General features: G+C 37.0%; 12 protein-coding genes. 6 read left to right on the forward strand and 6 right to left on the reverse strand.

Features of this window, described 5'->3' with window-relative positions:
- Positions 1-195 precede the first annotated feature (195 nt).
- Complete coding sequence (locus H6F32_RS09935) at positions 196-1,161, forward strand: heme A synthase (protein ID WP_190369173.1); 966 nt, start codon at positions 196-198, stop codon at positions 1,159-1,161.
- 152 nt (positions 1,162-1,313) lie between these two features.
- A complete protein-coding gene (locus tag H6F32_RS09940) occupies positions 1,314-2,270 on the forward strand; it encodes a heme o synthase (protein ID WP_190369174.1) in 957 nt (318 codons plus the stop codon).
- A gap of 436 nt (positions 2,271-2,706) precedes the next feature.
- Here H6F32_RS09940 and H6F32_RS09945 read toward each other — a convergent pair whose 3' ends face one another.
- The 5 genes from H6F32_RS09945 to petB all read right to left on the reverse strand — a co-directional run bounded on the left by H6F32_RS09945 (position 2,707) and on the right by petB (position 5,336).
- Positions 2,707-3,078, reverse strand: a complete 372-nt coding sequence (locus H6F32_RS09945; protein WP_190369175.1) for a DUF2614 family zinc ribbon-containing protein — start codon at positions 3,076-3,078, stop codon at positions 2,707-2,709.
- A 147-nt stretch (positions 3,079-3,225) separates the two neighbouring features.
- The gene (locus H6F32_RS09950) at positions 3,226-3,411 is read right to left on the reverse strand and encodes a hypothetical protein (protein WP_190369176.1); all 186 of its coding nucleotides are present in this window, start codon (positions 3,409-3,411) and stop codon (positions 3,226-3,228) included.
- 52 nt (positions 3,412-3,463) lie between these two features.
- A complete protein-coding gene (locus H6F32_RS09955) occupies positions 3,464-3,901 on the reverse strand; it encodes an anti-sigma regulatory factor (protein WP_190369177.1) in 438 nt (145 codons plus the stop codon).
- A gap of 113 nt (positions 3,902-4,014) precedes the next feature.
- Positions 4,015-4,497: a cytochrome b6-f complex subunit IV gene (petD, locus tag H6F32_RS09960; RefSeq protein WP_190369178.1), complete on the reverse strand. Its 483-nt coding sequence runs from the start codon at positions 4,495-4,497 to the stop codon at positions 4,015-4,017.
- A gap of 191 nt (positions 4,498-4,688) precedes the next feature.
- Positions 4,689-5,336 carry a cytochrome b6 gene (petB, locus tag H6F32_RS09965; RefSeq protein ID WP_190369179.1) on the reverse strand — a complete coding sequence of 216 codons (648 nt, stop codon included), beginning with the start codon at positions 5,334-5,336 and terminating at the stop codon, positions 4,689-4,691.
- Positions 5,337-5,633: 297 nt separating this feature from the next.
- Between petB and ctpA the strand changes: the two genes are divergently transcribed.
- Positions 5,634-6,911, forward strand: coding sequence for a carboxyl-terminal processing protease CtpA (gene ctpA, locus H6F32_RS09970; protein WP_190369180.1), 1,278 nt, complete (start codon positions 5,634-5,636; stop codon positions 6,909-6,911).
- A 240-nt stretch (positions 6,912-7,151) separates the two neighbouring features.
- Positions 7,152-7,475 (forward strand): DUF1825 family protein, encoded by a 324-nt coding sequence (locus tag H6F32_RS09975; RefSeq protein ID WP_190369181.1) that lies wholly within the window; start codon positions 7,152-7,154, stop codon positions 7,473-7,475.
- 41 nt (positions 7,476-7,516) lie between these two features.
- On the opposite strand, the gene H6F32_RS09980 is transcribed toward H6F32_RS09975, so the two are convergent.
- Positions 7,517-9,442, reverse strand: coding sequence for a transglycosylase domain-containing protein (locus tag H6F32_RS09980; RefSeq protein WP_190369182.1), 1,926 nt, complete (start codon positions 9,440-9,442; stop codon positions 7,517-7,519).
- Positions 9,443-9,986: 544 nt separating this feature from the next.
- Here H6F32_RS09980 and tyrS point away from each other — a divergent pair.
- Entirely contained in the window at positions 9,987-11,183 is a 1,197-nt protein-coding gene (gene tyrS, locus H6F32_RS09985; RefSeq protein ID WP_190369214.1) for a tyrosine--tRNA ligase, read from the forward strand.
- A 181-nt stretch (positions 11,184-11,364) separates the two neighbouring features.
- Positions 11,365-11,985 (forward strand): Uma2 family endonuclease, encoded by a 621-nt coding sequence (locus tag H6F32_RS09990; protein ID WP_190369183.1) that lies wholly within the window; start codon positions 11,365-11,367, stop codon positions 11,983-11,985.

Consider the following 11,985-nt stretch of genomic DNA (forward strand, 5'->3'; position numbering starts at 1 on the left):
TTTAAACCACATATTAATTTCTGTGTTTCTAATGTACCTTATACTTCCTTTTACTAATTTGCATTTGCTAATAAAGTATTTTTTACTTCCCTTAGTTAATGCTTATTCACAGGAAATAAAAACTGTGGTTTATAGACCTGAAAATAGCTGTATTCAACAAATTCAAGCAAAAACTGGTGAACAAAGGTATTGTGAATGAGTGAATTTGTCTTAGAACCACAAAATCAACACAATGAAACGGGTAGAGGTAAACCCCCTGTGGTTGCCCAAACACAAGCCCAAGATTTAATTCGGCGGTTAGTGTGGAAAATATCCATAGCCACCTTAGTTTTAATGGCTATAGGCAGTGCTACCAGGGTAATGAATGCCGGTTTAGCCTGTCCTGACTGGCCTTTATGCTATGGCGAATTAGTTCCAGCTAAACAAATGAATCTCCAGGTATTTCTGGAATGGTTTCATCGTTTGGATGCTGCTTTAATTGGCATAAGTGCGATCGCTTTATCTGGTTTATCTTGGTGGTATCGTCGTTCTTTACCTGGTTGGCTACCTTGGGCTGCTACTTTTGCACTGTTCTTAATTGTCTTTCAAGGCATATTAGGCGGCCTCACGGTGACAGAATTATTACGTTTTGATATTGTCACAGCCCATTTAGGTACAGCTTTATTATTTTTCATGACTTTGTTAGTTATTGGTACAGCTTTAACTCCCTATCAAGGTACGGGAAATGTCGGTAAATTACCTTGGGTGGGTTTAAGTGCAGTAACTTTCGTCTATTTGCAAAGTCTTTTAGGTGCTTTAGTAGGTTCTCGTTGGGCTTTACATCAATGTTTTGCAGGAGATGAACTTTGTGATGTGATGTACAGCCATATTTTCGGCTTAGTACCCCCCACAATAGCAACTTTGGCAGTTGTACTCATTTCTTGGAAAACACCAGCCTTACACCCCGTTTTACGCAGGTTGGCAAATATGGCAGGTAGTTTGTTGATTTTACAGCTACTTTTAGGTATGGCTACATTTCGCTTACATCTACAAGTTGAACCTTTAACTGTTTCTCACCAAGCTATAGGTGCTACTTTATTAGGTACTTTGGTAGTGTTTACGGTTTTGTCTGTGCGTGATTTATTTCATAATGGCAGTCAGAAGTCAGCTATCAGCAGCTAGTTATACCAATTCTTAATCAATGATACAAGTATTCTCTGCACTTTCTAGATTTGTATCAATCTGATAAAAGGAGTTACGAGTAAGTATTTTCACATCCCACACTTCACCATACTAGATAGCTAGTTCATCAACAATAAGGAAAGAGAGTCACTATGGTTGAGAGTAACGTCTCTCGTCGCCACCACGATACATTCTTACAGGTGGTTCAAAGCTATTACCAATTAACTAAGCCTCGCATTATCCCCTTACTATTAATCACCACTGCCGGTAGTATGTGGATAGCGGCTAAAGGTGAAGTTGATCCTTGGCTATTAATTATCACAATGATTGGAGGCACTTTAGCAGCAGCTAGTGCTCAAACTATTAACTGTATCTATGATCGAGATATAGATTATGATATGGAACGGACGCGCCACCGTCCTATGCCTTCTGGCAGAATACAACCCAGGGATGCTTTGATTTTTGCCATTGCTTTAGCTGTTGTCTCTTTTACTACTCTTACAGTATTCGCTAATCTACTTGCAGCCGTTTTAGCTTTTTCTGGTATAGTATTCTATGTTTTGATCTATACTCATTTGTTAAAACGTCATAGCACCCACAACATTGTTATTGGTGGTGCGGCGGGTGCTATACCTGCTTTAGTAGGCTGGGCAGCAGTCACAGATACTTTAAGTTGGACAGCGTGGTTGCTTTTTGCCATCGTCTTCCTATGGACTCCTCCCCATTTTTGGGCTTTAGCTTTAATGATCCGTGATGATTATGCTAAGGTGGGAATACCGATGTTACCTGTGGTAGTTGGAGATCAGGCCACTGTACGTCAAATTTGGTTTTATACCATAATTACTGTTACAGCTACCGTATTACTATTTTATCCGTTACACGCTAGTGGTATTGTATATGTAGTCATTGCTTTAACTTTGGGTGGTGTATTTGTTCACAAGTCTTGGCGGTTATTACAAAACCCTCAAGATAAAACAATTGCTAGAGAGTTGTTTTTATATTCCATTTCTTACATGATGTTATTATGTTTAGGAATGGTGGTAGATAGTCTACCTATTACACATCATTTAGTTAGTACCACTGTTAGTTATTTGCATTTGCTAGTTTAGCAATGTTAGCGATCGCTTTTCTTAGTTGAATAAGCGATCGCTCACTATGTAATTATTTTCACTTTTAACTTAGATGACGTGTACAAACCATAGCTAAACCCAATTAATCATAAATACTTTTGTACTTTTTTAGACTAGCAAATACTATAAGCTGTGTTGTTTTTAATTTGCATAACAGATGCAAGCAAGATGCTTACACTAACATATATTTTATTAGTATATAACATATTAGTAATATAGTAGTATATCAGCATATTGCTTACACTAATATAATTTATTGAGGTATTGAGGTAAAATGATGACCCAAAATATTAATATCTCTTATCTACTAAATATTGGGATTAATAAGGCATACAGAAAATAGCAAAAGAATACAGAAATTAATCTGTATAATGCGTTGTGTAATATATGGATGAAAGCTAACTGCTGACTGCTTTTAGTCTTCCAAAGACTTTGCTTGTACTTCCACCGCTGTAACATCAATAGTACCATCCGGAGCAAATCTTTGAAAATGATTATTTGTCACTGATAAAATTTCTCCACAGTTCATACATTGAAATTGACTATTATTCAACGCAGTTTGTTCATGACCACACATAGGACATTTATCAGTAATTATACTTTTGCTTAACCACCACCGCAAACCAAAAAAAAGCACGATAGGCAAAAATAATATTAAACCAAAAATAAACAATAAAGACTTGACTAGCCAACCTAAACCTAATGATGTTATAATCCAAGCGATTATTAATAAAGTTAACCAAGGACGAACCTGTTCAAAATCTAATTGTAAGTTTTTAAAATTCATATTTTTCACTTTTGCTATTTGTGCTAGTGGATGTAATTTGAGAATAACGAACTTTTGCCAGTAATGAAGTAGTAAGCTAATGTGCGGCTAAACTGTATAATTAAAAAACCTGAAGTTACAGTAGCACAAGCATCTTGCTTGTATTAATTATTCATTCAAGTTAAAGACACAACAGCTTATCTTCCGTAAACCATCTACAAGACGATAATGCAAAACCAAGTCTTCCGTAGGAACAAAACCAGAAAAAATAACGCGATCGCTCATGCCTAAATCTGATGATAACTGTACTAGTACAGCTTGGCGTAAATAAACCAACCATTTTAAGTCATTCAAAAGCCTATACTATCTTCCTTTTGACTTTTGAATATTTAATATCAGGAAATATCTATTTTTGTGCACAATATTTAACAATTAATAAACAGTTTCTATTATGAGAATCACGTTGATAAACAACCTTATCAGCTAAACGACGCAAAAGAAACCAACCATAACCACCTACTTGTAAAGTACCTGGTTCTGGCTCATCAATTACGTTAGGATCAAAAGGTTGTCCATAGTCCCAAATTCTCACTTCTACGCGGTCATTCCACAAACTAACCTGAATATCTATATTTGTATCTGAGGGTAAAGCGTGATGAGCATGACGTACAGCGTTAGTGAAACCTTCTGCTAATGCTAAGTTTAAACGATAAATTTGGCTATCTGTCCAGCCATATTCAGGTAAATTTTTGTGACAAAACTCTTCAAACCATTCTTGGACATAGTTTAAAAGACCGAGTTCGCTTTTTACAGTTTGATGGTCTTGCTTGACCATGTTAAGCATTGACCTTGACTTGATAGAAAATAAATTAAGTTATCTAGGACTTCAAGGAGTCAGGAGTTCAAGGAGTCAGAATTTTTACTCTTATCCTTCCTATTCCCTCCTGACTGCTATATTTAGAACAATCCTAAAGTCAAAGACTTATCTAAAGGTAGTGCAGCACCAATACCTAACCAAACAGTCACCAAAGTACCAAACAAGAATACTGTGGTAGCTACAGGACGACGGAAGGGGTTTTGAAACTTATTCACACTTTCTAGGAAGGGAACGAGAATTAAACCCAAAGGTACAGAAGCCATTGCTAATACACCCAATAGTTTATTAGGTAGCGATCGCAAAATTTGGAATACTGGGAATAAATACCACTCTGGCAAAATTTCCAAAGGAGTAGCAAAGGGGTTAGCCTTTTCGCCTACCATTGCAGGATCTAACACTGCTAAACATACTATACAGGCGAAAGATCCCATAATTACCACTGGGAAGATATAGAGCAAGTCATTAGGCCAAGCTGGTTCACCATAGTAATTGTGACCCATATTTTTCGCCAATTTAGCTCTGAGAACGGGATCAGTTAGATCAGGTTTTTTTTGGATTGACATACTTTTAAGTAAAGTTAAAGTCTTAGTGAAAAATATCAGTTTTGCAGAAGCCTGACCACTTCTAAATTAGGCTTGAGTTTTCAGAATGTTTGTTGGCAACTGAGAACTTATTTATTCTTAGTTTAAAACAAACAATTATTATCTGAAAACTACAACTACCTATCATCTACATGATATACATGATGATGAAATTACAATGGTCCAGAAATACCTTGTTTCCGAATCATTAAGAAGTGGAACAACATAAAGACTGCTAATAACCAAGGTAAAACGAAGGTATGAGCGCTATAGTAACGAGTTAATGTAGCTTGACCAACGCTAGAACCTCCACGCAGTAAGTCAGAGATAAGGACACCAACTACAGGAATAGCTTCAGGTACACCACTTACAATTTTAACCGCCCAGTAACCAACTTGGTCCCAAGGTAAAGAATAACCAGTTACACCAAAGGACACAGTTATTACAGCCATGATCACACCACTTACCCAGGTTAATTCCCGTGGTCTTTTGAAACCACCAGTTAAATATACCCGGAAAACGTGGAGGATCATCATTAGTACCATCATACTCGCTGACCACTTGTGAATGGAGCGAATTAACCAACCGAAGTTAACTTCATTCATGATGTACTGTACTGAAGAAAAAGCCTCGGCTACTGTAGGCTTGTAATAGAATGTCATTGCAAATCCAGTAGCAAACTGGATCAAGAAGCATACTAATGTAATTCCGCCTAAACAGTAAAAGATGTTCACATGAGGTGGAACATATTTACTACTTACATCTTCAGCGATCGCTTCTAAGTCTAACCGTTCTTCAAACCAGTCGTAAACGTTGGCCATACAATCTCAAAGTCCTAAAAAAATAGATTGTCGTTGATAAGTTCTGTTGGTAATCACTTCTTAAATGAGAGACTACCTAACAAAATTCTACCGTTGATTTGCAGTCAGATAAACCTAGATCAACCTAGAAATTTATTTTTACTTCCCAAGGAAGATGAAATGATTCCTGGATAAGCTACCGCCATTAACAACTTTATGAGAAAAATGCAGCTGCTCTATAAAAAAAGTAACATAATCAAGAGATAGATTTCATCCTCTATCAAGTAACTGATAATTTTTAGCAAGTTTGGTTTGACAATGACACGAAAACTCAGTTTTATTAAACAACGGATTATACGGCTAGGATCTTTACTCCTATTGATTTTCTCTCTCATGGCAGGTTTTTCTATCCCTACCGCATCAGCCTTAACATCAGAACAAAAATTAGTTTATGAAGTATGGCGTATTGTTAATCGTTCTTATTTAGATGGTACTTTCAATCATCAAGATTGGGTAAGTATTCGCCAAAAAGCACTCAAAAATTTATCTAATAAAGAAACTGCTTATTTAGCAATTACAGAAATGCTTAAAAGCCTTAATGATCCCTTTACACGCTTTCTTGAACCCGAAAAATACCGCAGTTTACAGGTTAATACTTCTGGAGAGTTGACAGGGATAGGTTTACAAATCTTATTAAATCCTGAAAGTGGTAATTTAGAAGTAATTACACCTATTGCTAATTCTCCTGCCGAAAAAGCAGGTTTACTTCCTCATGATCGAATTTTAGAAATTGAAGGTGTGTCAACTAAAAATTTAACCCTTGATGAAGCAGCATATAAAATGCGTGGACAAATTGGAACTGTAGTAACTTTGTTAATTGCCAGAGATGGTCTGGAAAATCAAGAAATAATTAAAGAAGTAACTTTAGTACGGGATAAAATAGAACTAAATCCAGTTATATCAGAATTACGTTTATCCCCGGAAGGATCACTTCTTGGTTATTTACGTTTAAGCCAGTTTAATGCTAATGCAACTAGCGAAATAGCACACGCTATCAGCAAATTAGAACAACAAGGCGCGACAGAGTATATACTTGACTTAAGAAATAACCCTGGTGGACTATTACAAGCAGGAGTAGAAATAGCTAAGTTATGGTTAAATTCTGGTACAGTGGTGTATACAGTCAATCGTCAAGGTATTCAAGGCAGTTATGAAGCCTACGGTCCGGCTTTAACTAATGATCCCTTGATTATTTTAGTGAATCAAGGAACCGCCAGTGCTAGTGAAATTTTAGCAGGTGCATTACAAGACAATCATCGCGCTTTATTGGTGGGAGAAACTACCTTTGGTAAAGGTTTAATACAGTCTTTATTTGAATTATCTGATGGTTCGGGTTTAGCAGTAACAATTGCTAAATATGAAACTCCTAATCATCGAGATATTAACAAATTAGGCATTAAACCAGATCAACTAGTTTCTCAACCATCTATCACTCGTGAACAAATAGGAACAGATACAGATATTCAGTATCAAGCAGCTATCAAAATTTTAGATAATAGACATAGGAGTGAAAATGAATCTAAGGACAATTCATGAATTGTCCCTACAAGGGTTTGGTGTTTATGGACATTTAATTTAATTATCGGAGATGTCTATTGCTAAACCAATACTGACTCCATGACTCCTGACTCCTCTTCTACGTCAAGTGGTGAAATTTGGGTAAAAAACCGTACCAATACTCAAGAATATTTCCGAAATTAATCTACTAAAGTAAAATGTAGGTAGAGAGAAAATATCAAGCTACTGAGTACAAACATTCAGCATAGGAGAAATAATATGGGGTTCTTTGATTCTGAAATAGTCCAAGATGAAGCTAAACACTTATTTGAAGACTATCAATCATTAATAACACTTGGTAACAGTTATGGCAAATTTGATCGAGAAGGTAAAAAACTCTTTATCGAGCAAATGGAAACATTAATGGACAGATATCGCGTCTTTATGAAGCGTTTTGAACTATCCGAAGACTTTATGGCACAAATGACTATAGAACAGCTAAAAACCCAATTAGGTCAATTTGGTATGACACCTCAACAAATGTTTGATCAAATGAATATGACCCTGGAAAGAATGAAAAAAGAACTAGAAAAGCAATCATAAGTGGTTTAATAATGGTAAAATTTTACACCTTACCCCCCACCTTAATTTGACTTAGGACGTGGAAATTGAGATGGAGACTTAAAATTCTCCACAGGTACACCCTTAAGAGCTTCAGTCATAAAATCTCGCCAAATAGGAGCAACCATCACACCACCAGTTGCACCACTGGATAATTGTCGGTTATCATCTCTCCCAACCCATACAGCAGTAGTTAACTGAGGCACAGTACCCACAAACCAAATATCTTTTTCAGAAGAAGTCGTTCCGGTTTTACCAGCCGCAGGACGATCAATAGCCGCGTTCTTACCAGTACCACTAGTAACAACAGATTGCATGGCATCTATAATTGCTGCTGAAGCCCAAGGATCAAGCACTTGCTTAGGTTTAGGAGTGTTATCACGAATAACATTACCCGTGCTGTCTGTAATGCGGGCAATAACCGTAGTTGGCGACTGCCAACCATAATTAGCAAAGGTAGCATAGGCACTAGCCATTTCTAACGGAGTTACACCAATAGCACCTAAAGGTAAAGATGTCACAGGTTCCATAGGACTCATAATACCTAAAGTGCGACAGGTATCAATAACTTTGTTCATTCCCACCGCTTTACCCAGCTTAATTACTGGGATATTGCGGGACTGAGCTAATGCAGTACGAATAGACATAGCACCAGAAAATCCACCATCATAATTTCTGGGATAGTACCAACCATTACCATCTCGATAACCCACAGGAGCGTCAATTACCGTAGAATCAGGTCCATATTTACCTGTAGCGAAGGCAGCATAATAAACAAAAGGTTTAAAGGAAGAACCTGGTTGTCTTTGGGCTTGCGTAGCTCGGTTAAACTCGCTTGTTTTAGAGTCTACACCACCTACCAAAGCCTTGATAAAGTGAGTGCGGGGATCAATAGATACTAAAGCCATTTGGTTTTTTGATAAACCTTGACCAAGTAATATTTCATGCCACTTACTCACGGTTTCTTCGGCCATCTTTTGGAATTTGGCATCAACGGTAGTTTGGATACGCATTCCACCTTTGAGTAATTTCTCCCGGCCTAAATCTTTATCTCTGACTATTTCCTGGGCTACAGTATTAGTAATGTAGGGTAAAGCGCTACCTTGAAATGATCGGATTTTACCGAGTTTAATTTTCTCATTGAGAGCGTTATCATATTCTTTTTGAGTGATCCAGTTTAAGTCGCGCATCCGCCCAAGCACTTCTTTTTGCTTCTGTTTAGCTTTTTCCATACTGGCAAAAGGACTAAATTCCTCTGGTGCTTGAATTAAACCTGCCATCATGGCTGATTCACCTAAAGTTAAGACTTCAGCAGACTTGTTAAAGTAACTGCGTGCCGCGGTTTGTACACCATAGTTGTTATGGCCCCAATATACTTGGTTGAGGTACATTTCTAATATCTCATTTTTCTCCAAAATCTGTTCTAAACGAATTGCTAATACAGCTTCTGCCAATTTTCTCGTAAAAGCGCGTTTCTGTGATAAAAATAGGTTTTTGACCAACTGCATGGTGATGGTAGAACCACCTTCTTTCACACCACCTGCTACCATATTAACTACTATTGCCCGACCTACACCACTGGGGTTAATACCATGATGTTGATAAAAGTGACCATCTTCACTGGCTAAAACGGCACGTTTAAGGTTAGGAGAAATTCTATTTAACGGTACTACTTCACGGTTAGCTTCACCATGAACACTGCTTAAAAGTTTTCCTTTAATATCGTATATATAGGTAGTTTCTGAGGGAAAGAAGTTTTTGATTTGTCTAACATCTGGTAAGTTACGAAAACTAATGGCCAACCCCACTAGTCCACCTGCTACAATGGAGCTTGTCAGCAATGTGATGGATAACAGAGTAGTACCTGTGACTTGGGCAACTCCTTTAAAAAAGCTACCTTGAGATGAGATTTGTTCTTGTGATGGTTGATTATAGGTGCTAGACGACACGGCGATTTTATTTCCTCACTTGTAAGTGTTAATGTAATTAGATAGGTTGTTAATTGGTAAAAATGCAAAACTTTAATTGTTCACTGATTTTTGACTTTAGTGAAGTCAAAATTTAAAAGTGGAACTCCTTGTACGGGTTTGACAGTGATTATTGGTGTCAATTTAAGCTACAGATGGCTTATTTGTTTAGCTGACACGCCCGCTGTGGAAATTCATTTCCAGGCTAATAAGTAAAGTAAAGTTTACTAAAAAATTTTCGAGTTCTTGAGTTTTAGATGACTTTTGCTATTAGACTGCTAATTCATTCCCGGTAGAAATGTTTCATGAATGTTTCATGGAACGGCCTTACATGGGCTGTACATTAAGTTGACACCAATGAACAGTGCTAAATTCCTACTGACTCCTTAATCTCCTGACTCCTCTAAAAATAGTTAGTTTTTTGCAATTATAGTATTTGCCATAGTAAAAGATGGATAATTTGCCAGTAAACATTATAAACTTAACTTTTAATGTGGATAGTGTAATTAAAAGTGAATTTTTTAGTATGACGCAAAATGTTTCTTGGTTGCGTCGTGGTGTGGCAGAAATTTTTCCTCAACCCCATGATGATGATACTGTATCAGAAAGTTTGGAAAAACGGTTATTAAATGGCGATCGCCCTTTAAGGGTAAAGTTAGGCATTGACCCTACAGGAGCCGATATTCATCTTGGTCATAGTATTCCTGTACGGAAGTTACGGGCTTTTCAAGATGCTGGCCATACTGCTGTTTTAATTATAGGCGATTTTACCGCCAGAATTGGTGATCCTACGGGTAAATCTGAGGTACGTCGACAACTAACGGAGGCTGAAGTGGCTAAAAACGCTCAGACCTATCTTGATCAAGTTAGACCGATTTTAGATTTTGATACTCCTGGACGTTTGGAAGTAAGATATAATTCAGAATGGCTGTCTAATTTGGACTTAGGCAAAACTCTGGAATTATTATCTACGATGACTGTAGGACAGATGTTAGCTAAAGAGGGTTTTGCAGAACGTTATAAACAAGAGAGTCCGATTTTTCTCCATGAATTCCTGTATCCTTTGATGCAAGGTTATGATTCTGTAGCAATAGAGGCAGATGTGGAATTAGGTGGTACTGACCAAAAGTTTAATATTGCGGTGGGAAGAGATTTACAACGTCATTTTGCCATAAAACCTCAGTTCGGTTTATTATTACCAATTTTGATTGGGACTGATGGTATGCAAAAAATGTCTAAGTCTTTAAATAATTATGTGGGTTTGTCAGAACATCCTGCCCAAAAGTATCAGAAATTACAAGGAGTTCCTGATAATTTGCTGTTGTCCTATTTTGAGTTGTTGACTGATTTACCTTTGGAGAGTTTGCCAGAAAATCCGCGCGATCGCCAGGAATTTTTAGCCTGGGAAATTGTCCGTCAGTATCACGGCGAACAAGCAGCTAATGAGGCTAGAGAGGCTGCAAAAAGTGGTGGTAAGGTAGGAGCATTACCGGAGTATTCTGTGGCTGCTATTCCTCAATTTCCTGCGAAATTAGCCTTTATTTTGGGTGCTACTGGTTTATGTAAAAGTACGGCCGAAGGTAAAAGGAAAATTCAAGAAGGTGGAGTGAGGATAGATGGTGATAAGATTACTGATGCGGATTTAAGTTTTTCTCAGCCTGATGATTTATATGGTAAAGTGTTACAGGTGGGTAAGAAGAATTTTGTACGGTTAGTAAAGTAGCTATCAGCTATCAGCTTAAAATACAAAACTGACGGCTGTTATGCTGTTATAATTAGGACTTACGGAAAACATCACGAAAGTAGGGGTAATTCATGAATTACCCCTACGAAACAATTAAGTTTTTGATGACTTCCTGGGTAAGTCTTAATAATGTTGTCATCATCAATAATTCTTAAAAGTCATGATTCAAACCTTAACTGAAATTGTTACATTGGAGGAATTTGTTAACTGGCTTCCTGACAATTCCGATGTACGTTATGAATTACATCGTGGAGAAATTGTCACAATGGCGCAACCAGTGGGAGATCATGAAGAAGTCAAAGGGTTTTTAACTATCAAAATTAGTGCTAAAATTGATGGTTTAAATCTTCCTTATGTGATACCTAATCAAGTTATAGTTAGACCAGAAGGTAAAGAGTCTGGTTATTTTCCCGATTTGTTAGTTTTAAATCGTGGGAATTTAGCTAATGAACAATTATGGAAAAAACAATCAGTTATTAGTTATGGGGCTTCCATAGCTTTAATCATTGAATTTGTTTCCACTAATTGGCGTGATGATTATTATGTGAAATATGCTGATTATGAGGAAATGGGTATTGCTGAATATTGGATTGTAGATTATGCAGCTTTAGGAGGACGTAATTTCATTGGTAATCCTAAACAACCTACTATTTCTGTTTGTAATTTGGTAGATGGAGAATATCAAATAAGTAAATTTAGAGATGATGAACGGGTTATTTCTCAAGTTTTTTCTGAGTTAAATTTAACTGCAAATCAGATTTTTCAAGCTGGGATGATGTAG

This window comes from Anabaena sp. FACHB-1237 (genome assembly GCF_014696225.1).
Lineage (GTDB): Bacteria > Cyanobacteriota > Cyanobacteriia > Cyanobacteriales > Nostocaceae > FACHB-1237.